General features: G+C 65.8%; 26 protein-coding genes. 11 read left to right on the top strand and 15 right to left on the bottom strand.

What is annotated here, in order from left to right:
• Positions 1-144 precede the first annotated feature (144 nt).
• A complete protein-coding gene (locus tag LH128_RS25340; RefSeq protein WP_008829118.1) occupies positions 145-1,026 on the bottom strand; it encodes a UTP--glucose-1-phosphate uridylyltransferase in 882 nt (293 codons plus the stop codon).
• 157 nt (positions 1,027-1,183) lie between these two features.
• Here LH128_RS25340 and murA point away from each other — a divergent pair, with 157 nt between their 5' ends.
• The 3 genes from murA to LH128_RS25325 all read left to right on the top strand — a co-directional run bounded on the left by murA (position 1,184) and on the right by LH128_RS25325 (position 3,412).
• Positions 1,184-2,467: a UDP-N-acetylglucosamine 1-carboxyvinyltransferase gene (gene murA, locus LH128_RS25335; RefSeq protein WP_008832548.1), complete on the top strand. Its 1,284-nt coding sequence runs from the start codon at positions 1,184-1,186 to the stop codon at positions 2,465-2,467.
• 17 nt (positions 2,468-2,484) lie between these two features.
• On the top strand, positions 2,485-2,733 hold the full coding sequence (locus tag LH128_RS25330) for a hypothetical protein (RefSeq protein ID WP_248006052.1): 249 nt from the start codon (positions 2,485-2,487) through the stop codon (positions 2,731-2,733).
• Positions 2,734-2,914: 181 nt separating this feature from the next.
• On the top strand, positions 2,915-3,412 hold the full coding sequence (locus LH128_RS25325; protein WP_327195262.1) for a phosphoesterase: 498 nt from the start codon (positions 2,915-2,917) through the stop codon (positions 3,410-3,412).
• A gap of 3 nt (positions 3,413-3,415) precedes the next feature.
• On the opposite strand, the gene LH128_RS25320 is transcribed toward LH128_RS25325, so the two are convergent.
• A complete protein-coding gene (locus LH128_RS25320) occupies positions 3,416-3,649 on the bottom strand; it encodes a ribbon-helix-helix domain-containing protein (protein WP_008832545.1) in 234 nt (77 codons plus the stop codon).
• Positions 3,650-3,827: 178 nt separating this feature from the next.
• Here LH128_RS25320 and LH128_RS25315 point away from each other — a divergent pair, with 178 nt between their 5' ends.
• Genes LH128_RS25315 through LH128_RS25305 form a run of 3 tightly spaced genes read left to right on the top strand, consistent with a single transcriptional unit; the run spans position 3,828 to position 5,497 of the window.
• Positions 3,828-4,208 (top strand): PadR family transcriptional regulator, encoded by a 381-nt coding sequence (locus LH128_RS25315; protein ID WP_008832544.1) that lies wholly within the window; start codon positions 3,828-3,830, stop codon positions 4,206-4,208.
• Positions 4,198-4,764 (top strand): DUF1700 domain-containing protein, encoded by a 567-nt coding sequence (locus tag LH128_RS25310; protein ID WP_008832543.1) that lies wholly within the window; start codon positions 4,198-4,200, stop codon positions 4,762-4,764. The genes LH128_RS25315 and LH128_RS25310 overlap by 11 nt, the downstream gene beginning before the upstream one ends.
• A gap of 22 nt (positions 4,765-4,786) precedes the next feature.
• Positions 4,787-5,497 carry a GIN domain-containing protein gene (locus tag LH128_RS25305; RefSeq protein WP_008832542.1) on the top strand — a complete coding sequence of 237 codons (711 nt, stop codon included), beginning with the start codon at positions 4,787-4,789 and terminating at the stop codon, positions 5,495-5,497.
• 63 nt (positions 5,498-5,560) lie between these two features.
• On the opposite strand, the gene LH128_RS25300 is transcribed toward LH128_RS25305, so the two are convergent.
• Positions 5,561-6,508: an L-threonylcarbamoyladenylate synthase gene (locus LH128_RS25300; protein WP_008832541.1), complete on the bottom strand. Its 948-nt coding sequence runs from the start codon at positions 6,506-6,508 to the stop codon at positions 5,561-5,563.
• 49 nt (positions 6,509-6,557) lie between these two features.
• On the opposite strand from LH128_RS25300, the gene LH128_RS25295 reads away from it, so the two are divergent.
• Positions 6,558-7,397 carry a DUF815 domain-containing protein gene (locus tag LH128_RS25295; RefSeq protein ID WP_008832540.1) on the top strand — a complete coding sequence of 280 codons (840 nt, stop codon included), beginning with the start codon at positions 6,558-6,560 and terminating at the stop codon, positions 7,395-7,397.
• A gap of 138 nt (positions 7,398-7,535) precedes the next feature.
• Here the strand turns inward: LH128_RS25295 and LH128_RS25290 are convergent, their stop codons facing one another.
• Positions 7,536-9,026, bottom strand: a complete 1,491-nt coding sequence (locus LH128_RS25290) for a PQQ-dependent sugar dehydrogenase (protein WP_008832539.1) — start codon at positions 9,024-9,026, stop codon at positions 7,536-7,538.
• A gap of 61 nt (positions 9,027-9,087) precedes the next feature.
• Between LH128_RS25290 and LH128_RS25285 the strand changes: the two genes are divergently transcribed.
• Positions 9,088-9,570: a GAF domain-containing protein gene (locus tag LH128_RS25285; protein WP_037521322.1), complete on the top strand. Its 483-nt coding sequence runs from the start codon at positions 9,088-9,090 to the stop codon at positions 9,568-9,570.
• Between the two features lie 151 nt (positions 9,571-9,721).
• Positions 9,722-10,378, top strand: a complete 657-nt coding sequence (locus LH128_RS25280) for a glycine zipper 2TM domain-containing protein (RefSeq protein ID WP_008832537.1) — start codon at positions 9,722-9,724, stop codon at positions 10,376-10,378.
• 80 nt (positions 10,379-10,458) lie between these two features.
• Here LH128_RS25280 and LH128_RS25275 read toward each other — a convergent pair whose 3' ends face one another.
• From LH128_RS25275 to LH128_RS25250, 6 genes are all read right to left on the bottom strand, one after another.
• Positions 10,459-11,421 (bottom strand): ParB/RepB/Spo0J family partition protein, encoded by a 963-nt coding sequence (locus LH128_RS25275; protein WP_008832536.1) that lies wholly within the window; start codon positions 11,419-11,421, stop codon positions 10,459-10,461.
• On the bottom strand, positions 11,418-12,194 hold the full coding sequence (locus tag LH128_RS25270) for a ParA family protein (protein ID WP_008832535.1): 777 nt from the start codon (positions 12,192-12,194) through the stop codon (positions 11,418-11,420). The genes LH128_RS25275 and LH128_RS25270 overlap by 4 nt, the downstream gene beginning before the upstream one ends.
• On the bottom strand, positions 12,191-12,832 hold the full coding sequence (gene rsmG / locus LH128_RS25265) for a 16S rRNA (guanine(527)-N(7))-methyltransferase RsmG (RefSeq protein WP_008832534.1): 642 nt from the start codon (positions 12,830-12,832) through the stop codon (positions 12,191-12,193). Before rsmG ends, LH128_RS25270 begins: the two co-directional genes overlap by 4 nt.
• Positions 12,829-14,676, bottom strand: a complete 1,848-nt coding sequence (gene mnmG, locus LH128_RS25260) for a tRNA uridine-5-carboxymethylaminomethyl(34) synthesis enzyme MnmG (RefSeq protein WP_008832533.1) — start codon at positions 14,674-14,676, stop codon at positions 12,829-12,831. The genes rsmG and mnmG overlap by 4 nt, the downstream gene beginning before the upstream one ends.
• A 67-nt stretch (positions 14,677-14,743) precedes the next feature.
• Entirely contained in the window at positions 14,744-16,021 is a 1,278-nt protein-coding gene (mnmE, locus tag LH128_RS25255; RefSeq protein ID WP_037521317.1) for a tRNA uridine-5-carboxymethylaminomethyl(34) synthesis GTPase MnmE, read from the bottom strand.
• Positions 16,022-16,058: 37 nt separating this feature from the next.
• Positions 16,059-16,319: a DUF6489 family protein gene (locus tag LH128_RS25250; RefSeq protein WP_008832531.1), complete on the bottom strand. Its 261-nt coding sequence runs from the start codon at positions 16,317-16,319 to the stop codon at positions 16,059-16,061.
• Positions 16,320-16,420: 101 nt separating this feature from the next.
• On the opposite strand from LH128_RS25250, the gene LH128_RS25245 reads away from it, so the two are divergent.
• The gene (locus LH128_RS25245; protein WP_008832530.1) at positions 16,421-17,119 is read left to right on the top strand and encodes a dienelactone hydrolase family protein; all 699 of its coding nucleotides are present in this window, start codon (positions 16,421-16,423) and stop codon (positions 17,117-17,119) included.
• 11 nt (positions 17,120-17,130) lie between these two features.
• Positions 17,131-18,099 carry a quinone oxidoreductase family protein gene (locus tag LH128_RS25240; protein WP_008832529.1) on the top strand — a complete coding sequence of 323 codons (969 nt, stop codon included), beginning with the start codon at positions 17,131-17,133 and terminating at the stop codon, positions 18,097-18,099.
• A gap of 50 nt (positions 18,100-18,149) precedes the next feature.
• Here the strand turns inward: LH128_RS25240 and LH128_RS25235 are convergent, their stop codons facing one another.
• The 5 genes from LH128_RS25235 to hemE all read right to left on the bottom strand — a co-directional run.
• Positions 18,150-18,887: a TerC family protein gene (locus tag LH128_RS25235; RefSeq protein ID WP_008832528.1), complete on the bottom strand. Its 738-nt coding sequence runs from the start codon at positions 18,885-18,887 to the stop codon at positions 18,150-18,152.
• Positions 18,888-18,902: 15 nt separating this feature from the next.
• Positions 18,903-20,159, bottom strand: a complete 1,257-nt coding sequence (gene rho, locus LH128_RS25230; protein ID WP_008832527.1) for a transcription termination factor Rho — start codon at positions 20,157-20,159, stop codon at positions 18,903-18,905.
• A 278-nt stretch (positions 20,160-20,437) separates the two neighbouring features.
• The gene (locus tag LH128_RS25225) at positions 20,438-20,773 is read right to left on the bottom strand and encodes a hypothetical protein (protein WP_008832526.1); all 336 of its coding nucleotides are present in this window, start codon (positions 20,771-20,773) and stop codon (positions 20,438-20,440) included.
• A gap of 13 nt (positions 20,774-20,786) precedes the next feature.
• Entirely contained in the window at positions 20,787-21,227 is a 441-nt protein-coding gene (locus LH128_RS25220; RefSeq protein WP_008832525.1) for a CopD family protein, read from the bottom strand.
• A 45-nt stretch (positions 21,228-21,272) separates the two neighbouring features.
• A partial coding sequence (gene hemE / locus LH128_RS25215; RefSeq protein WP_008832524.1) for a uroporphyrinogen decarboxylase occupies positions 21,273-22,148 on the bottom strand: 876 nt, incomplete at its 5' end.

The raw sequence follows: 22,148 nt of genomic DNA, 5'->3' as shown, positions 1-22,148 counted from the left end.
CAGCCTGAGCGGGATTGGGAGGTTTACCCCATACCCCGCTCAGGCTGAGCTTGTCGAAGGGTCCAGCACGCCCTGCCGATTGCGCACGAAAAAGCGCGCCGCCTTACAGCAGCGCGCTTTTTTCATCACCATCGGCTTGTCTGATCAGCCCAGCAGCTTCTTCGCGATCGCGCGCACATCGTCGCGCATGTCGGGACGATCGAGCGCGATCGCCAGCGTCGCTTCCACGAAGCCGACCTTCGAACCGCAGTCGAAACGGCGGCCGTTGAAGGTCACCGCATGAAACGGCTGCTGGCCGATCAGCTTGGCCATCGAATCGGTCAGCTGAATCTCGCCACCCGCGCCCTTCCCCTGCGTTTCAAGCAGACCCATCACTTCAGGCTGGAGGATATAGCGGCCCGAGACGATCTTGTTCGAAGGCGCCTCGTCCACCTTGGGCTTCTCGACCAGACCCTTGACCTCGGTGAGATTGCCCCGGCTCTCGCCGGGCGCGATCACGCCGTAGCTCGACACTTCCTCATGCGGCACTTCCAGCACCGAGACGAGGTTGCCGCCCACTTCGTTATAGGCCTCGATCATCTGCGCCATGCAGCCGGGCGTGCCGTACATCAGTTCGTCGGGCAGGAAGATCGCGAAAGGCTCATCCCCCACGACGGCGCGGGCGCACCATACCGCGTGGCCGAGGCCCAGCGGCACCTGCTGACGCACGGTGACGAGGTTGCCGGGCTGGATGCGGGTCGGCTCAAGCGGGTCGAGCGACTTGCCGCGCCCGGTCATCGTCGCTTCGAGTTCGTAAGCGGTATCGAAATGTTCGACGATCGCGGTCTTGCCACGGCCCGTCACGAAGACGAATTCCTCGATTCCGGCTTCGCGCGCCTCATCGACGGCGTATTGGATCAGAGGTCGATCGACGACCGGAAGAAGTTCCTTCGGAATCGCCTTGGTGGCGGGCAGGAAACGGGTGCCGAGACCGGCGACGGGAAAGACGGCTTTTCGGACCGGCTTGCGAAAGTTCGAGTCACTCATGGGTCTGGATAATGCCTCGCTCATGTTGCGGTTGCGTTTAAAGCCCGGAAATAGTCTTAGCGCAACAACCCCATGTTAATCTTACCGAACCCTTAATCCGCCGCGAAATTGCATCCGATCCCGTTGAAGCACGCGCGTTTGGCGCTAAAGGACGGTGATGGACAAGATCATCATCGAGGGCGGCAAGCGCCTTTCCGGCACCATTCCCGTTTCCGGCGCCAAGAACGCCGCGCTCACGCTGCTGCCCTGCGCGCTGCTGACCGAAGAACCGCTGACGCTGCGCAATCTGCCGCGTCTGGCGGATATCGACGGTTTCCAGCACCTGATGAACCAGTTCGGCGTCTCCACCGCGATCGCGGGCAGCCGTCCGGAAGACTTCGGCCGCGTCATGACCCTGCAGGGCACGCGCATCACCAGTTCGGTCGCGCCTTACGACCTCGTGCGCAAGATGCGCGCCTCGATCCTCGTCCTTGGACCGATGCTGGCGCGCATGGGCGAGGCGACCGTGTCGCTGCCCGGGGGCTGCGCCATCGGCAACCGCCCGATCGACCTGCACCTCAAGGTCATGGAAGCGCTGGGCGCGACGATCGAACTGGCCGCCGGTTACGTGCGCGCCATCGCCCCTGACGGTGGCCTGCCGGGCGGGCGCTACTCGTTCCCTGTCGTTTCCGTCGGCGCCACCGAGAACGCGCTGATGACCGCCGTGCTGTGCAAGGGCAAGTCCACCCTGCACAATGCCGCGCGCGAGCCCGAGATCGTCGATCTGTGCAACCTGCTCGTCGCGATGGGCGCGCAGATCGAGGGTATCGGCACGAGCGACCTCACCATCCACGGCGTCGACCGCCTCCACGGCGCGACCTACATGGTCATGCCCGACCGCATCGAGGCCGGCTCCTACGCCTGCGCCGCCGCCATCACCGGCGGTGAAGTGCTGCTCAAGGGCGCGAAGATCGAGGACATGGAAGCCACCGTGCAGGCGCTGCGCGATGCAGGCGTCCACGTCGAGCCCAAGGCCGACGGCCTCCATGTCGCCTCGGACGGCAAGCTGCGGCCCGTCACGATCTCCACCGCCCCCTACCCCGGTTTCGCCACCGACATGCAAGCGCAGCTGATGGCCCTGCTGTGCATGGCCGAAGGCTCCAGCGTGCTCACCGAGACCATCTTCGAGAACCGCTACATGCACGTTCCCGAACTCAACCGCATGGGCGCGCGGATCGAGACCAAGGGTCGCACCGCGATCGTCCACGGCGTACAGGGCCTCACCGGCGCCGACGTCATGGCGACCGACCTGCGCGCCTCGATGAGCCTCGTGATCGCCGGTCTCGCCGCAAAGGGCCAGACGCAGGTGCACCGCCTCTACCACCTCGACCGCGGCTACGAGCGCCTTGAGGAGAAGCTGGCACTGGTCGGCGCGCAGATCGAACGCGTCGGCGGCGACTGAGGAAACTCCGAAGGCCCATGGCGCGTTTGCTCCTCGAACTGCCGAGAGGAGAGACGAACATGGGCCTCATCAAGTTGGCGGCCGCCGGAGCGGTCGGCTACGCCCTCTACAAATACGCGACCGAGAAGAAGCAGGAAGCCGAGTTCGCAGGCGGCGTGCGCGATTCCGGTCCGGAGCATATGAGTTCGCCGCCCAAGAGCTGGGACAAGACCGACGAAGCGATCGACGAGAGCTTCCCGGCGAGCGATCCTCCATCGACATACTGATCACCAGTCGCGGTCGCTAGAAAGGGCGGGAGAAGCAAAGGCTTCCCCGCCCTTTTGCCATCCGTCGCGAATTCCCGCGGCCTGGCTGATTCCCCGCATCCTGGCTGGAACGAATTGTTTACCTAACCCGTTGAAACCCTTGTCGGAGCGCCGGGATGGCCGCCTCCGGGACGGGAAGAAGATGATGGCGATCCACTTTGTCGCGGACCTGAACTTCAACGGCGAGAGCGCCCTTCACGCGATTCCCTACGGCTTTCCCGATAGCGCCGAGATGACCCGCCGCATCTGCGAGGTCTGGCGTGCCCGCGTGGCCGACGACGACATCGTCTGGATTCTCGGCAATGTCGGAAACCCCGTCCATCTCGGCAGCCTTCCCGGCATCAAGCATCTGGTTCGCGGACCGAATGACCCGCAAGCGTGGAACTGCCTCGCGACGGGGCGCTATGCCAGCGTCTGCGACATGCAGCGCCTCGATACGGCCCATGGAACTCTGACCCTCATCAACGACCCTGCGAAGGCGCTGGAAGACGATGCGCTCGTACTCCACGGCCATACCCGGTACGCATGGAGTCGCCCCGGTCACAACTGCGTGGCCGCGCACGGACTTGGATGGGGGCCGGTCAGCCTCGACATGCTGATGCGCAAGCCCGCCGCACCGAGGCTCAGCCGCGCCGCCTGAAGGCTAGCCCAGCGCCGAAGTCGCCAGCCAGACCCTGACCGCCCCGGCCAGCCCCGGCGGCGTTTCAGCCTCCAGTCGCTCCGCATCGATCCGCGCGACGAGCGCGTTCACCGGCAACCCTTCCTGCGCGGCGGCGCGCTTGAGCAGGTCCCAGAACACCGGCTCGAGGCTGATCGAGGTCTTGTGCCCGGCGATCTCCACCGAACGTTTGACCGGAGGATGGTAAGGCGTGGTCATCGCGCCGCAATCTAGCTGCCCTCCTCCCCGCCGAGAACCCCGGAAATCAGCCGAAGTCCATTGATCGATACCTATCGATAGCAAGGTATCTTGCCTAGACCTGTACTTTTCTAAACAAGGTATCTTGCAACACACAGTAGCTGGTTATATACGATGGGCATCCGCAGGAGATGATTCGATGTCCGAAATCGAAATCCAATTGAAGAAAGGGGTGCTGGGGCTCTGTGTCCTGGCGCTGCTCTCGCGGGGGGACAGCTACGCCTACGAGATCGCGAGCCGCATGGCCGACGCGGTCGACATGGGCGAAGGCACGATCTACCCGCTGATGCGCCGCATGCAGTCCGAAGGCCTGGTGAAGACCTACCTTGAGGAATCGCCGTCCGGCCCGCCCCGCAAGTACTACAGCCTCACCGAAACCGGCCGCTCGCGCCTTGCCGAGCAGATCGCCGAATGGCGCGGCTTCACCAAGGCCGTCGACGCGTTGCTCGACGATGCCGCCGAGCCGACTGCCGTACAAGAAGGCCCAATTCAGGAAGGAGAGCCCAGCCATGATGCGTAACGAATTCATCAAGCGCCTGAAGGCGGGCCTCAAGGGCATGCCGCAGGACGCCATCGACGACATCGTCGCCGACTACGAAGAGCACTTCGAAGCCGGCCTTGCCGAGGGCCGCAGCGAAGAGGAGGTTGCGACGGCCCTCGGCAACCCGAGCCGCCTTGCCCGCGAACTGCGCTTCGAAACCGGCTTCCGCAACTGGAAGAGTGATCGCACGCCGTCGTCCGCCTGGGGCGCGATCCTTGCCTTCATGGGCCTCGCCACGATCGACATCCTGATCCTGCTGCCGATCGTGCTGCCGGTTCTGGGCGTGGTCTTCGGCCTGTTCGTGGCGGTGCTGGCGGCCTTCGTCGGCGGCGGCTTCATGCTGATCGCCGGGCCTTTCTCCGGCTTCCCCGGCGGCCCGCTGATCGCGATCCTGCTGGGCCTCGGCACCATGAGTGCTGCGGTCGGCATCGGCGCTCTGCTCACCATCGTGGGCATCGGCGTGGTCAACGCCCTCATGTGGTTCGGCCGCCTGCACTACCGCGTGCTCGAACCCGCCATCCATCCCGAAGACTGACGACGACAAGGAGGACCAAGTGATGCTCAGGAAACTGCTCATCGTATTCGCCAGCGGCCTGATCCTGTCGATCGCCGCCTTCGCCCTCGCCTGGACTTTCGGCGGCGAGAAAATGAAACAGGAATTCGAGACGAAGGGTTGGTACTTCGACGGCGGCGACGATCACCACGACCAGGGACCGCGCAAGTCCCGCGTGTTCGCCATCCAGTCGGGTAGCCAGCTCGCCATGGAAGTGCCGGTGGACCTCGAATTCACGCGTGGTGACAAGGCCGAGATGACCGTCGAAGGCCCCGCCAGCGTGGTCGACCGGCTGGTCTGGGCAAACGGCCGCCTCTCGCTTAACGGCAGCGCCCGGATCCATCGTGGCCTCAAGGTGCGGATCACCGCTCCCGAGATCGCCGGGCTGGACCTCGATGCACCGGGCGACGTGGACCTCCACGGCCTCGACCAGGAGAGCCTGCGCATCAACGCTCGCGGCGCCATCGACCTCGATGCATCGGGCAAGGTCGCACGGACCTTCGTGACATCCGACGGTGCGGGCAACATCGACCTCGGCAAGGTGCAGGGCCGCGACGCCACGATCCGCATCAACGGCGTGGGCGACGTGACCATCGGCGCCACCGGCGTGGTCGATGTGGAGATCAACGGCGCGGGCAACGTCACCCTCGTCCGCAAGCCCGAGACGCTGCGCAGCCGGATGAACGGCATCGGCGATATCGACCACGATTACTGAGTAACGTTCCACGTGGAACATGCGAGGCCCGTGCCGTCAGATGACGGTGCGGGCCTTTTCGTATCAGGCTGCAGCCCGGCGCAGGCGGTCGTTTATGGCAGCGCCGATATCGCCCTCCGGGATCGGCGCTACGGCGATGCGCGGCTGCGCTGCGGCCGCTCCGGCATGGAGCAGCGCATAGAGCCGCGAGGCCGCCTCGATCAGATCTCCGCTCGCCGACAGGGTTACCTCCCCCGCCACTGCGCCGAAACCGATGTGAAATTCGTCAGCCTCTGCCTCGATCGCATCGAGCCGCACCGGCTTGCCCGGCGCGTAATGGCTGGCAAGTTGCCCCGGCGCCTCGATGGCCTGCGAGGTCACCGGCTCGCTCGCGCCGCCGAGTACAGCGGCAATGCGATCCTCGGCGATGGGGCCGGGACGCAGGATCTGCCAGCGCCCCCCTTCCCGCAACGCGACGATCGTGGATTCGAGCCCTGCCTCACAGGCGCCGCCATCGACCACCGCATCGACATTCGCCCCGAGCGAGGCGACGACATGCCCTGCCTCGGTCGGGCTGACCCCGCCGCTGCGATTGGCCGAGGGCGCCGCGATCGGCAGGCCCGTCGCCGCAATGACCGCCCGCATCACCGGGTGCGCCGGACAGCGCAGCGCGATCGTGGGCAGCCCGGCTGTGACGGCGGCGGCAACCGGCGCGCCCTCCCGCAGCGGCAGAACCATGGTCAAAGCACCCGGCCAGAACGCCTCAGCCAATGCCAGCGCGCGCTCGCCGAAATCCGCCAGCATCTGCGCCGACGCGAGATGTTCCACGTGGACGATCAGGGGATTGAAACTCGGCCGACCCTTGGCCCGGTAGATCGCCGCCACGGACTCGTCCCGGTCCGCTCTTGCCGAAAGGCCGTAGACCGTCTCCGTCGGCACGGCGACAAGGCGCCCTTCCCGCAAAAGATGCGCGGCGGCTTCGATCCCGGCGGGACAGGCTTCAAGCATCTCGGGCTGGCTGGCGTGCTCCATACCCCGTCGCTATAGCCCCACGGCGACGAATGCCAAGGACATGCAAAAGATGACGACCCAGCCCGCGGAGCACACCCAGGTTCTCACCCGCATCGCCGAAGCGCTGGAACGCCTCGTGCCACCCGCCCCGGCCGCGACCGACTGGCTCGCGCATCCCGCCTACGTATGGACGGGCAGCGCCGCGCGATCGGTCGCGCAACTCGACGCCCCTGCCCTGCCCCTGCTGCGCGGCATCGACACGCAGAAGGACCGTGTGGTCACCAACGTCGAGCGCCTTGCCGCCGGACACGCCGCGCATGACATGCTGCTCTGGGGCTCGCGCGGGATGGGCAAGTCGGCCCTGCTGCGCGCCGCCATCCGCTCCGCCGACACCGCACACCCGGGCCGCATCGCGCTGGTCCAGGTGGCGCAGGAAGCGCTCTCCGGCGTGACTGACCTGTTCGCCGCACTCGGCAAGGTCGACCGCAGCTTCCTCGTCTTCATCGACGACCTCGGCTTCGAGGAAGGCGACGGCGCCGGGCCGCGCATCCTGCGCTCGTGGCTGGAAGGCGGCGTCGAGGCACGCCCGGCGAACGTGCGCCTCGCCGTCACGTCGAACCGCCGCGCCATCGTCGGCCGCTCGATGTCAGAGCAGGACGATCCCATCAACGCCGGTGACGCGGTGGACGAAAAGCTGGCCCTGGCCGATCGCTTCGGCCTCTCGATCGGCTTCCACAACTGCGACCAGGATTCCTACCTCGCCATCATCGGCGGCTATGCCGGTGAATTCGGGCTGGAGTGGGAGCCGTCGGATGCGCTGGAATGGTCGCGGCGGCGGGGCGCGCGATCTGGCCGCGTGGCCTGGCAATACGTCAATGAATTGGCTGGAAGAGCAGGGAAGACGATATAAACGCAGGGGTTAACACCCCTGCACCCCATTACCGTCGTCGTCGTGCGCGCATCACCGTAGCTGCACGCACGGCGACGACAGTATGGGGGTCTGGGAGTCCTGAGCTTGTCGAAGGGGCCCCAGGACTTCCTCTTCTAATTACTGCGGCAACAGCCGATCGTCTTCCTTCCGGAATCCACCCATCAACTTCGCCGCCTCTTCCGGAGAAGTCGGGTCCTTGATGTCCTCACGCGGCTTCATGTGCTCGGTAACGACGGGCTTGATCGCCGGTGACGGCTGCGCCCCCGGCGACACCACGCGCCAGACGATCCCCGCCGTGTCATCGCTGACGAGCAGCGCGCCGCCCTTGTCCCACGTGACCCAGGTGGGACGGCCGTGGGTATCGCCGTTGTCCTTGAGGAACCCGGTGAGCACCGGCTGCGGCTTCACGTCCTTCGGATTGCCGTTGGCATCGAAGGGAATGAACACCACGTCGTAGCCCGCCGAGGGACGGCGATTCCAAGACCCATGGCGGGCGATGAAGACGCCGTTCTCATAGCCCTTGCCCATGCGATTGCCGCCATTAGCGAACGTCAGCCCCAGCGCCGAGACATGAGCGCCGAGCGCATATTCGGGCTTGCGGGTATATTCGATCATGTAAGTCTGCATCGGCCACTGGACGCGCTCGTCGAAAGTGTCCTTCCAGTAGACCCACGGCCAGCCGTACTGCGCGCCGACCGGCACATTGGTGAGGTAATCCGGCACGAGATCCGGGCCGAGCATGTCGCGCTCCTGCACCGTCGCCCACATTTCGCCGGTCGAGGGGTTCCAGCCCAGACCGTTGGGATTGCGCATGCCGACCGCGAACTGGCGGCGGCGGGCGGTTTGAACGTCGACCTCCCAGATCATCGCGCGGCCGGTCTCTTCCTCCATGCCGTTTTCGGCGACGTTGCTGGCCGAGCCGACCGCGACGTAGAGATGCTTGCCGTCCTCGCTCAGAAGCAGGTTGCGCATCCAGTGGTTGCCGGCGGGCGGCAGGTCGATCATCGTGCGCAGCGGCCGGCTCTCCATCTTGGTCTGGCCGGGCGTGAAGGCGAATTCCAGCACCTTGTCGTGGTTCGCCACGTAGAGCTTGCCGTCGCGGTAGGCGAGGCCCGAGGGCGAGTGCATGTCATCGCTGCGCAGCGTCGTCTTCAGTTCCGCCTTGCCGTCGCCGTCGGAGTCGCGCAGCAGCACGATGCGGTCGGGCGAAGCTTCTCCGGCGCCGACGCGGTTGAACATCAGGCCCATGACGAAACCGGTGATCCCGCCCGGCTTGTTCCCGGCCGGAGCATTCGTCTCCGAAACCAGCACGTCGCCGTTGGGCAGCGTGAGCATGGTGCGCGGATGATCGAGCCCTTCCGCGAAGCGGGCAACCGTCAGTCCCTGAGCCGCCTTGGGCGCCTCGCCCGCAGCCCAGCCCACCGGCTTGGCGAGCTTGATGCTGGGGATCCACTGCGCCTTGGGCTCGACCAGCTGCGGGTTCTTGCCTGCAGTCGCATCGCTCGGCAGTTCCGAGGTGTTGGAGTTCAGGCCCCAGTACACGAACCCGGCGGCAGCCAGGACGATCACGGCGGAGGCGATGGCGGTCTTCTTGACGATCGGATTCATGCGCCAAGAGATAGAGCCGCACCGGCTGGCCGACAACAAAGACTTGCGCTAAATGCGCGGCATGTACGACTTTGCCGCAGACGCCGATCTCCCCAAGCCCGAACTCTACAGCGCCCTCGCCCGCGCCGCCGATGCGCTGGTGCAGGGAGAACCCGATCCCATCGCCAACATGGCCAATCTGGCGGCGGTGATCTGGCAGTTCGTACCCGACCTCAACTGGGCCGGTTTCTATCGCACGGTGGAGGACGAGCTGGTGCTCGGCCCGTTCATGGGCAAGCCCGCCTGCATCCGCATCCCCTTCGGCCGCGGTGTATGCGGTACGGCGGCAGCGCTCGGCACCACGCAGGTCGTGCCCGACGTCCATGCGTTCCCCGGTCACATCGCCTGCGATGCCGACAGCCGCTCCGAACTCGTGGTGCCGGTACTGCGCGACGGCAAGGTCATCGCGGTGATCGACCTCGACAGCCCCACGCCGGGCCGCTTCGATGACGAGGACGCTGCCGGGATGCAGCTTCTCGCACAGGTCGCCTCCCTAGCCATCTGATCTCTGGCCATCTGAGCCCGCACCAAAACGGGACACCGACAGCACATCCGCGCAAGACGCTTGGTTTTGCGCGGATCACGATGCTAAATTTCGCGTTAACTGACGGGGCTGACTTTCATCGCCCCGCGTTTCTCGCGAAAGGGTGCCCTCGATGCGTCTTCCCCTGCATGCCGTCGTCATCGCGACGCTGTCCTTAGCCGCATCACCGGCGCTCGCCCATGATGGCCCGCACGGCGATTCCGAAGCCCGTCCCTACGGTTATGATCAGGGCTATGACGGGCGCGGCTACGATCCACGCGAAGCCTGGCTCGCGGATTGCCGTCAGCGCCTGTCCTCGCGCGATTCCGGCGTCGGTGGCGCGGTCATCGGCGGCTTGGTCGGAGGCGTTGCGGGCAACCGCATCGCCGGGCGGGGCAATCGCACTGTTGGCACCGTAGCAGGCGCAGCCGTAGGCGCCGTCGCCGGAGCCGCCATCGACAAGGCCGAGGATCGCGGCCGCAACCGCGACGAGTGCGAAGCCTATCTCGACGACTATTATGCCCACTACGAGCGTGGCGGCGTTTACCCCGGTTACGCGCCGCAGGGCTATTACCCCGCCTACGGCTACCCGGCGCAGGGTTGCTGCATGGGCCAGCCCATGATGATGGTCCCGGTCGCCCAGCCCAAGCCGAACTGCACCGAGACCGTCGAATACGTCTACGAGGACGTGCCGGTCCGCCCTGCCCGCCGCGTCATCCCCCGCCGCAGCAAGGTGGTCCCGGACAAGCGCGTGAAGATCGTCCCCGACAAGCGGGTGCCGATCAAGTAAATCGGCCGTGCCGAAACGAAGGAACCCAGGACGGCCTAAGCTGCCCTGGGTTCCTTCGTTTTACGCGCAATGACGAAAGTTCAGATCGCGCCGCCGGTCAGGCGCTGGCAGATCAGATCGAGCTGATCGAGCGTCGCGTAGCGGATCGTCACGGTGCCGGTCGAAGGGTCGGCATCGGCGCTGATCTTCACCGGCAGGCCGAGGAATTCCTCGAGGTGGTTCTGCACCGCCGCGATGTCCGCATCCTCCGAACCACTGCGCGCCGCGCGTGCCGAGCGGCGGGGCGCCACGTCGCCGCGCTGCTTCTTGCGCACCAGCTTTTCCACGTCGCGCACCGACATCTGCTTGGAGACGGCAGCCACTGCAATGTCCTCGGCCTCGTCGCAGCCGATCAGGGCGCGGGCATGGCCCATCGACAAGTCGCCCTTCTCGACCAGCAGGATCACGCCGTCGGGCAGAGCGAGCAGGCGCTGGAAATTGGCGACATGGCTGCGGCTCTTGTCGACCATGCGGGCGATCTCCGCCTGAGTCATGCCCTCCAGTTCGGCAAGGCGGTTGTAGGCCCGCGCCTCTTCGATCGGATTGAGGTCCTCGCGCTGGAGGTTCTCGATCAGCGCCAGCGCCATGACCTCGCGGTCGGACAGTTCACGGACCAGCGCCGGAATCTCGTGAAGCTGCGCCTTCTGCGCCGCACGCCAGCGCCGCTCACCGGCGACCAGCTGGTAACGGCCATTATCGAGCGGGCGCACGATGATGGGCTGGATCACCCCGCGCTGCGCGATCGACGCAGCGAGTTCCTCCAGCGCCGATTCCTCGAAATAGCGACGCGGCTGATGCGGATCGGGCTTGATGTCGGAGATCGACAGCACCGCCAGGCCACCGCGCGTAGGCGCGACCGTGCCGCCCTCGCCCGTCGCCGGGACCGGCTCCTCGCGTCGGCTTTCGCCCAGCAGCGCGCCGAGGCCACGGCCAAGACCCTTGGGCTTCTGCCCGCCCGCCTTGGGCTGGGGTACGCTGAAGCGCACGATGGAGTCGTCGTTCATGCCGCTTTCCTCTTTTCGGGCAATCGGGTGATCAGCTCGCGCGCGAGCGCCATGTAGGCGCGGCTGCCGGCGCAGGCGTGATCGTAGATGAGCGCCGGAACCCCATGGCTCGGCGCTTCGGAGAGGCGCACGTTGCGCGGAATGACGGTCTCGAACACCAGCTTGCCCAGCACGGAGCGCACGTCGTCTGAGACCTGTTCAGTCAGACGATTGCGGCGGTCGTACATGGTCAGCGCGATGCCGATGATGCCGAGATCGGGGTTGAAGCGCTGCTGCACCCGCTCCACCGTTTGCAACAATTGGCTAAGCCCCTCGAGCGCGAAGAACTCGCACTGCAGCGGCACCAGCAGGGTATCGGCGGCATTGAGCGCGTTGAGCGTCAGCAGGCCCAGCGAAGGCGGGCAGTCGATCAGGCAGACGTCGTAGCCGAGGTCCGGGGTCAGCGTGCGCTGCAGGCGATGCGCGCGGTCGTCGGCGCTGACCAGTTCGACCTCGGCCCCGGACAAGTCCACCGTCGCGGGCAGCAGATCGAGATTCGGAATCCGCGTCGGCATGACGCACTGCGACACCGGCACCTTGTCGACGAGCACGTCGTAGGACGACGCTCCGCGTTCCGAGGCCCCGACCCCGATTCCCGTGGATGCGTTGCCCTGCGGGTCGATGTCGATCAGGAGTGTCTTCCACCCGGTAGCGGCAAGCGCGGTCGCGACATTGATTGCCGTCGTCGTCTTTCCGACGCCGCCTTTCTGGTTGGCGATGGCAATGCGAATCACCCGATCTTACCCTTCCCGTCGGCAAGGGTGCCGACAATGATGCCCGCCTGCGGGTCCGTCAGGGACTGTTCCACGTGGAACACATGCCGCCACTTGCGAAGGTCCTGCAATTCTTGTCCGGCAGACCGCCCTTTGGGCAACAGGAACACGGTGTCACTTGTGGAAAATCGCGCGGATAACGTCAGCAATTTGTCGAGAGGCGCAAAAGCACGCGCGGAGATGACGGCTGCCTGACGACTTTCGACCAGTTCGAGGCGTTGTCCGGCAATCGAGGCACGAGTCAGTCCCATCGCGATTCGCGCGCGATCGAGCCATTCGATTCGCCGCGCGCGCGATTCGACCATCACGACTTCGCATTCAGGCCGAAGCGCCGCGATCACCAGTCCGGGGAATCCTGCGCCGGTGCCGAGGTCCATCCAGGGCGTCGATGTTTCACGTGGAACATGCGGCAGCAACTGCGCGCTATCGACAATATGCCTCAGCCAGACCTGATCTAGACTGGTGGCCGATACGAGGTTCTGACGCTGGTTCTCTTCCGCCAGCATGGCGACGAGCAGTTCCAGTCGCTCCATTGCCATCGCATCGCATTCGGGCAGCGCACGCAGCCATTCGCGCGCCTCATCTTCGGTCGTGATCACGCGGCCTCCCTGCGGGCATGGACAAGCAGCGCCGCCAGCGCCGCCGGAGTGATTCCCGGAATCCGCCCTGCTGCCGCCAGGGTCGCGGGACGCGCCCTGGTCAGCCGCTCAACCATCTCGCGGGAGAGGCCAGCGATCCGGTCATAAGGAAAATCGTCGCCAAGGCTCAGCGCTTCGCTGGCGCGCAGATCACGCAGTTCGCGCTCCTGCCGTTCGAGGTAAGGCGCATAAGCCGCGTCCTCGGCCATCTCCTCGACGAGATCGGCGTCGGCGCGAAGGGCGGGATCGATCCACGGCGACAGTCCCGCAATATCGACGCCGCCAAAGCGCAACCAATCGCGCAGCGGCAGACGCCCGGCATCGGAGCGAACCGGCAGTCCCGCCGCCGCAAGTTCAGTCGAGGCCAAGGGCGCATCGAACGCCTGGCACAGAGCCGCCCTCGCCTCCTCGCGGCGAGCGAACCAGTCCCGGCGCGCAGCGGTCACGGCCCCGGCCTCGATTGCCAAAGGCGTCAGACGGGTCGTCGTATTGTTGGCGCGCAGACGCAGGCGATACTCCGCGCGCGCGGTCAGCATGCGGTAAGGCTCGCTGACGCCGTGCAGCGTAAGGTCGTCGACCATCACGGCCATGTAGCTGTTCGCCCGGTCGAGCGCAGGCGCATCGCGGCCGAGCACAGAAGCCGCAGCATGAAGCCCGGCGACCAGACCCTGCGCTGCCGCTTCCTCGTATCCGGTCGTGCCATTGATCTGGCCCGCGCAATAGAGCCCGGGAATCTCGCGCAGTTCCAGACTGGTCCGCAGCGCGCGCGGATCGATGTGGTCGTACTCCACCGCATAGCCCGGCACGACCATTTCCACCGTCTCCAGCCCGTCCATTGTGCGCAGCATTTCCAGCTGCACATCGGCAGGAAGAGAGGTGCTGATGCCATTGGGATAGACGAGGTGCGTCGTCAGCCCCTCGGGCTCCAGAAATATCTGATGCCCGTCGCGGTCGGCGAAGCGGTGGATCTTGTCTTCGATCGAGGGACAGTAGCGCGGCCCCTGCGCCCCGATCGCGCCGGAGAACAGAGGGGACCGATGGAGGTTCGCGCGGATCACGTCATGGCTGCGCGGGTTGGTCCGGGTGATCGCGCAGAACACCTGCGGCACCGCGCGCCGCTGCTCCATCGGCGACATGGTCCAGGCCTCGCCGTCCGAAGGCTGCTCGCCCAGACGTGACCAGTCGATGGTGCGCCCGTCGAGCCGGGGCGGCGTGCCGGTCTTGAGCCGCGCCATCGGCAGCGCCGCATCGCGCATCTGCGCGGCGAGCCGCTGCGCCGATGCCTCGCCGATGCGGCCTCCGACCAGACGCTCCTCACCCCGGAACAGCGTGCCGCCGAGGAACGTGCCGGTGCACAGGATCGTCGCGGGCGCACCCAGCCGGGTGCCGTCGGCAAGATCGACACCGACCGTGCGGCCGCCTTCGAGCACCAGCGCAGACGCTTCACCAGCGACGAGCGTGAGATCGCCCTGCTCCTTGAGCAGCCGCTGGATCGCCGCCTTGAACAGTACGCGATCCGCCTGCACGCGCGGGCCCTGAACCGCACTGCCCTTCGACCGGTTGAGCATGCGATAGTGAATCGCCGCTGCGTCCGCCGCTCGCGCGATCAGTCCGTCGAAGGCATCGACCTCGCGCACGAGATGGCCCTTGCCCAGTCCGCCGATCGCCGGGTTGCAGCTCATCGCCCCGACCGCGTCGAGGTCGAAGCTGACGAGCGCCACGCGCGCGCCCATGCGGGCGGCCACTGCCGCCGCCTCACAGCCGGCATGGCCGCCGCCGATCACGATAACATCGAAGGAGTGCATGACGTCGCCTTACCGCGTCACGGATTTCACGTCAAAGCACCTCGGCATGTTCCACGTGGAACATCGCTCATTTTCCAATGCAGAAGCGGCCGAACAGAGCGTCGAGCATGTCCTCGGTCGTCGCCCGACCGACGAGCCCGTCGAACGCCACGCGCGCGCGGCGCAGGCACTCCGCCACCAGCAAGGGGTCGGTCTCATGACGTGTCGCACGCAAGGCCAGTTCGGCATCGGTCAGGAACGCATGCTGCCGCGCATTGAGGGCCGCATCACCGGGTCGCGGCATCGCGCGCCGCGCAGTCTCGATAAGGTCATCGCGAAGGGCATCGAGGCCCTCTCCGGTCACCGCTGAAATCGCATGGCGCGCCGCCGGGTTCGGCCGAGCCGAGGGTGTGTCGATCTGCGGGGTCACTTCCCACGCCGCGTCAGGCCCCTCCCCCGCCGCTCCAAGCCACAGCACGAGGTCGGCACGGTCCAGCGCCGCACGGGCGCGATCGATACCGATCGCCTCGATCACATCGTCCGTGTCGTCGCGCAGACCGGCAGTGTCGGCGAAGACGAACGGCACGCCGCCGATGGCGACGGCGCGCGTCAGGACGTCACGGGTGGTTCCGGCCAGTGGCGCGGTGATCGCCGCCTCGTCCTCTACCAGCGCATTGAACAAGGTGCTCTTGCCTGCGTTTGGCGGGCCGGCCAGCACCACGCGAAAGCCTTCGCGCAGAGTTTCCGCGCGAGGACGCGAGAGCCAGTCGGACACTTCGGTCGCCAGGGCGTTGATGCGAGCGATGAAGTCGGCAGGGAGGTCCGCGACATCGTCTTCATCCCCGAAATCGAGAACCGCCTCCACCGACGCCGATGCGGTGAGCACTCGCATGCGCCAGTCATCCACCTGCCGGGACAAGGCCCCGCCCGCCATGGCGATGGCGCTGCGCCGCTGCAGTTCGGTCTCAGCCGAGAGCAGGTCGGCCAGCCCTTCGGCCTCGGCAAGATCGATGCGGCCGTTGGCGAAGGCACGGCGGGTGAATTCCCCGGGAACCGCGCGCCGCAGACCGGGGCAAGCGGCAAGCGCATTCTCCACGGCAGCGACGACGGCCTTGCCGCCATGCAGATGCAGTTCGGCCAGGTCTTCCCCGGTCGCGGTATTCGGACCCGGGAACCACAGGACCAGCGCATGATCCAACACTGTTCCACGTGAAACACGCAAGGCGCGGTAGCTAGCGCGGCGCGGTATCGGAGTGCTTCCGGACAGGCAGGACAGCGCCTCGCCGGCTCTCGGTCCGCTTATCCGGATTACGGCGATGGCGGCAGGCGGAGAGCCGCTGGAAAGCGCGAAGATCGTATCGTCCATATGCCCGCCCTCCCCTAGCAGGGAGGCGAAGCGGACGCTACTCGCCCTTCTTGGGCTTGGCGCCGCTCATCGCCATGGCCACGCCGTTTTCGAGGAACTGCTGAAACAGCTTCAGCCCCATCTGCCCCATCGGCGCGACCTGCTTGGCCAGCTCGTTCATCTGGTCGAAGTTGGTGGTGCCCTGCATCGCGTTGGTCAGCGCATCGACGTAAGCCTCGTTCGCACGGGTGACGTCGGGCAGGCCGAGGAAACGGCGCGCCTCTTCAGGGGAGCATTCGACCTCGACATTGACCTTCATCGCTCGGCTCCCGCTGAATTATCGCAGCATGACTGACACATGCGCTTGGCAAAGTCCAATCCAAGTGCCTTACTCGCCGCAAAGCGAACAGGAGAACAGACATGGCCACGAACACCGAGATTCCCACCCTCGACGGTGACGGCACCTTCCCTGCTTACGTCGCCGCTCCCGAAGGCACGCCGCGCGGCGCGATCATCGTGCAGCAGGAAATCTTCGGCGTGGACGAAGGCATCCGCCGCAAAGCCGACCAGTGGGCCGCGAAAGGGTATCTCGCAGTCGCCCCTGACACGTTCTGGCGGCAGAAGCCGGGCATCGAGCTGAGCCCTTACGTAGAGGCGGAAATGCAGGCCGCGCTGGGCCATATGATGAGCCACGACTTCGACCTCGGCATGCGGGATATCGAAGCCGCGATCCACTGGATCCGCCGCGAGAAGCAGGTCGAGAAAGTCGGCTTCGTCGGCTTCTGCATGGGCGGCAAGATCGCTTACATGGCCGCCGCGCGGACCGACATCGACGCCTCGGTCGGCTACTACGGCGTGATGATCGACCAGATGCTGAACGAGAAGCACGCGATCGCCCGCCCCCTCATGCTGCATATCCCCACCGCCGACCACTTCGTCAGCCCCGAAGCGCAGAAGGCGATGCACGACGGACTGGACGATCACCCGAAGGTCACGCTGCATGACTACGAAGGGCTCGACCATGGCTTCGCGGCCGAGATAGGTGCGCGCCGCGACGAGGCCGGCGCCGAACTTGCCGACGGTCGCACAGAAGCCTTCTTCGCCGCGCACATCGGCTGAGAGGACGGGACATGACCAGCAGCTATCGCATGATCGTGCGCGCCCACGGTGGCCCGGAAGTCATCGAGCGGGAGGACTTCGCGATCCCGTCGCCTGCTCCCGGCGAAGTGGTAATCGAGACCGAAGCGGTCGGGCTCAATTTCATCGATACCTACTATCGCAAGGGCCTCTACCCCGATGCCCTGCCGATCAGCCTCGGCTCCGAGAGCGTCGGGCGGATTGTCGCAGTGGGCGAAGGCGTCGCCGACCTCGCGGTGGGCGAGCGCGTCGGCACGACGCAGAACGGCGGAGCCTACGCCACGCATCGCGCGATCCCAGCCGCCAAGGCCATGCGCATCCCTGAAGGCGTCGCACCCGAAATCGCCGCCGCCGTGATGCTCAAGGGGCTGACCTCCTGCTATCTGGCCGAAGACACCTTCCCCGCGAAGGCCGGTGACGTCGCGCTCGTGCATTCCGCGGCAGGGGGCGTGGGCTCTCTGCTGGTGCCCTGGCTGCTCGACAAGGGCGTGACGGTGATTGCACACTCGGGCAGCGCCGAGAAAGCCGCGCAAGTGCCGGGAGAACACTCGCTGCACTGCCCCTTTGCCGAACTGCCCGAGGCGGTACGGGACATCTCCGGCGGGGCCATGTGCAACGTCGTCTACGACGGCGTCGGCGCCGCAACCTGGGAGGCGTCGCTCGCCTCGCTGCGCAAGCGTGGGATGATGGTCAGCTATGGCAATGCGTCTGGCACGGTGCCGCCGATCGCATTGCTCGATTTGATGCGAGGGGGATCGCTCTACGTCACCCGGCCGACGCTGGCGGACCATGTAGCGACGCCCGAACTGCTGGCGGCGAGCGGGAAGAAGCTGTTCGATCGGATTGCTTCGGGAGTGCTGAAGCCGAAGATCGGGCAGACCTTCGCTCTGAAGGACGCAGCGGATGCGCATAGGGCTCTGGAGAGTCGGTCGACGACGGGATCTACGATCCTGGTTCCGTAGAAGCAGGCAGGATAAATCTGGGGCCACTGCCCCAGATTTATCTCTCAATCTCAAAAAAGCGTGATAATTCCAAGGGTTGGATCAGTCCATCCCTCATAGATCATCTTGACCGCGACATAGAGGATCACGACAAGCCCGACCCATCCGATCCAGCGATACCGCTCGATGTACCGCGCAATGAAATTCGCGGCGAGGCCCATCATCGCCACCGCAACGATCAGGCCGACGATGAGGATACCGGGATGCTCCCGCGCGGCACCGGCCACGCCGAGCACGTTGTCGATCGACATCGACACGTCCGCCACCGCCACCGAAATGGCGGCTGAAGCGAAGCTTTTGGAAGGCGCGAGACCGGAGCGTTCGTCGCCCTCGATCTCGGGCGAGCCGACGGAATGCTCGCCCACCGGGCTATGGTGCAGTTCGCGGTACATCTTCCACGCGACCCACAGCAGCAACAGGCCGCCGGCGAAGACGAGGCCGACTATGCCCAGCAGCCAGGTCACCACCAGCGCGAAGCCGATGCGCAGGACCAGCGCGGCGAGGACACCGATGGCGATGACCTTCTTGCGCTGGTCTGCCGGGAGCCCCGCCGCCAGTGCGCCGACGACGATCGCGTTGTCGCCCGCAAGGACGACGTCGATCATCAGCACCTGGAGGAACGCGGAAAGTGCCGCCGGGGTGCCGATGTTCGCAAAGTCGGTGACGATGTGGTGCCAGATCTCCGCCGGGCTCTGGATACCCCCTGCCGCTTGGGGTGCTGCGGCAAGGATCGTCAGGATATCCAACATCGTCTCCCCGGGCGCTTACTGGTTCATCGTGGCGAAGAAGTCCTCGTTGGTCTTGGAGTCCTTCATCTTGTCCAGCAGGAACTCCATCGCATCGATGGTGCCCATCTGCATGAGAATGCGGCGCAGCACCCACATCTTGGTGAGCTGATCCTTCGCCACGAGCAGTTCTTCCTTGCGGGTGCCGGACTTGCCGACGTCGAGCGCCGGGAAGATGCGCTTGTCGGCCACCTTGCGGTCGAGGACGATTTCCGAGTTACCGGTGCCCTTGAACTCTTCGAAGATGACTTCGTCCATGCGGCTGCCGGTGTCGATCAGCGCGGTGGCGATGATGGAGAGCGAGCCGCCCTCCTCGATGTTGCGCGCGGCGCCGAAGAAGCGCTTGGGGCGCTGCAGGGCGTTCGCGTCGACACCGCCGGTCAACACCTTGCCCGAGCTGGGCACCACGGTGTTGTAGGCGCGGCCGAGACGAGTGATCGAGTCCAGCAGGATGACCACGTCGCGCTTGTGCTCGACGAGGCGCTTGGCCTTCTCGATCACCATTTCGGCGACCTGGACGTGGCGCTGCGCGGGTTCGTCGAAGGTGGAGGAGATGACCTCGCCCTTCACGCTGCGCTGCATGTCGGTGACTTCCTCGGGGCGCTCGTCGACGAGCAGGACGAGGAGGAACACCTCGGGGTGGTTGTCGGTGATGGCCTTGGCCATGTTCTGCAGCAGCACGGTCTTGCCCGTGCGCGGCGGCGCCACGATCAGCGCGCGCTGGCCCTTGCCCTGCGGCGAGACGAGGTCGATCACGCGGGCCGACTTGTCCTTGACCGTGGGGTCGAGGGAGTCGAGGCGGAGGCGCTCGTTCGGATAGAGCGGCGTCAGGTTGTCGAAGTTGACGCGGTGGCGCACCGCGTCGGGATCGTCGAAGTTGACGCTCATCAGCTTGGTGATGGCGAAGTAGCGCTCGCCCTCCTTGGGGGCACGGATTTCGCCTTCGACGGTATCGCCGGTGCGCAGGCCCCATTTACGGACCTGGTTCGGCGAGACGTAGATGTCGTCGGGGCCGGCGAGGTAGTTCGCCTCGGCATTGCGCAGGAAGCCGAAACCGTCGGTCAGCACTTCGATGGTGCCCTGTCCGATGATTTCCTCACCGTCTTCGGCCACTTCCTTGAGGATGGCGAAGATCAGGTCCTGGCGGCGCAGCGTGGAGGCGCTTTCGACGCCCAGTTCCTCTGCCATTTCGACCAGCTCGGCCGATGACTTCTTCTTGAGTTCTTTGAGATGCATTTTCGTGAATTCCAGATGGATTTGTAGTGTCGGCCGGCGGGATCGATGGGCTTGGGGAAAGCAGATCCAGGCAGGAGACAAAGGCTCGCGCCCTGTTGCCGGAACGCCGCTCAGATACGCATTCGCGGCGGCTCGGTCAACGAGTCAATCCGCAGGGCGGCAGGCCGGTGGGGTGAATCGAAATCGAGGCGCGAAAGCCCACCCCCAACCCCTCCCGCAAGCAGGAGGGGAGCGAGACTTGCTGAGCCGAAGGCGAAGCTAGTCGCAGCGGGGTGGGCCTAGCGAGCGCCCTCGTACTTGTCCTTCCACGCCTCGAACTGCCCTGCGAGCGGGTCCAGCTGGGCATGACAGCGCGCCTTGTCGGCCTGATAGGTCTGTGCCCCGTACCCCGGCGCCTCGAGGATCGCGTCCAGCGCGGCAGCGATGTCCAGTTGCGGGGAACGCGCCTGAATCCGGCCGAAGTAGTACAGCGCGCCGCCGTCCACTTTCGTCCGCAAGTCCCCCTGCACCTTCCCGGCCGCAACCGAGAGATAGGCCAGACAGTGAAGATCGTCCTGCTCCGCCTGCGGCAGCGCGGACAGGGACAACGCGGCGGCAAGCAGGGAAACGATCATCACTTCACTCCGTTCAGAACGGCTTCACGACCACCAGAATGACGATCACCACCGCCGCCAGGCCCGGAACCTCATTCAGGAGGCGCAGCTTCTTGCCGGTCAGCGGCCGCTCACCGCGCGCCAGCTTCTTCGCATAACCGACCAGCCAGCCGTGATAGCCCGAGAGAGCCACCACGAAGAGCAACTTGGCATGGAGCCACCCTTGGTCGAACGCACCGATCGAAAGCGCTGTAAGCACCCCCAGAACCCACGTGAGCACCATCGAGGGCGTCAGGATGATCGACCGCAGCTTCGCCTCGCGATCGACCCAGCGCGCTTCCTCCGCCGAGCCGGGATCGCTCTCCTGGTGATAGACGAAATAGCGCGGCAGCATGAACAGCCCCGCCATCCAGAAGATCACGAAGATGACGTGCCCGGCCTTGAGCCAGGGATAGAGACTTGCGAGAATTGCCATGGTGGAAGCCCTTTAGCGCGTCGTCATGCCAGTCTCAACCGAGACTCAACGCTCCCAGCTGCGAACGATCGCCAGCAACTGCTCGACATTCGCGATCGGGGTGAACTGGCCGATACCGTGGCCGAGGTTGAACACGTGGGGACGGTCCGCGAATGCGTCAAGCACCGCGCGGGCCTGCCGGTCGAGGTCCTCGCCGCCCGCCAGCAGGAGCAGCGGATCGAGATTGCCCTGCACCGGCAGCCCTTGGGGAAGTTCGCGCGCGGCCCAGATCGGGTCGATGGTCTCGTCGATTCCGACCGCGTCGACTCCGGTTTCGCGGGCATAGGCGGGAAGTTTCTCGCCCGAGCCCTTCGGGAAGCCGATGATCGGAGTCTCGGGGTGACGCGCCTTCACGGCAGCGGTGATCGCGGCATTGGGGGCGATCACCCAGCGCTCGAACTGCGCGGGCGAGAGACTGCCTGCCCATGAATCGAACAGCTGCACCGCTTCGGCGCCGGCCTCGATCTGGCCGCACAGGTATTCCACGGTCACCTGAATCACCGCATCGATGATTGCTCCGAAGGCGCCCGGATCGCGATAGGCCATGGCGCGGGTGTCGTGCTGGTCGCGACTCCCCTCGCCTGCCACCATGTAGGTCGCGACGGTCCAGGGCGAACCGGCGAAACCGAGCATCGTCTTGTCGTCATCAAGCTGGGCGCGAACCTTCCGCACGGTCTCGTAGATCGGCGAAAGACGCTCAGGCACCTGAGTCAGCCCCTCCAGCGCATTGTCCACAAGCCGGGGAGTCAGTTTCGGCCCCTCTCCGGCGAGGAACTGGAGGTCCTGCCCCATCGCGTAAGGCACGATGAGAATGTCGGAGAACAGGATGGCGCCATCGAAGCCGAAACGGCGGATCGGTTGCAGGGTGATCTCGGCGGCGGC

Origin of the sequence: Sphingomonas sp. LH128, from assembly GCF_000293195.2 — a bacterium.
GTDB classification, from domain to species: domain Bacteria; phylum Pseudomonadota; class Alphaproteobacteria; order Sphingomonadales; family Sphingomonadaceae; genus Novosphingobium; species Novosphingobium resinovorum_A.
Note: the sequence above shows the minus strand (reverse complement) of the source record. Positions and strands in the feature narration are given on the sequence as shown.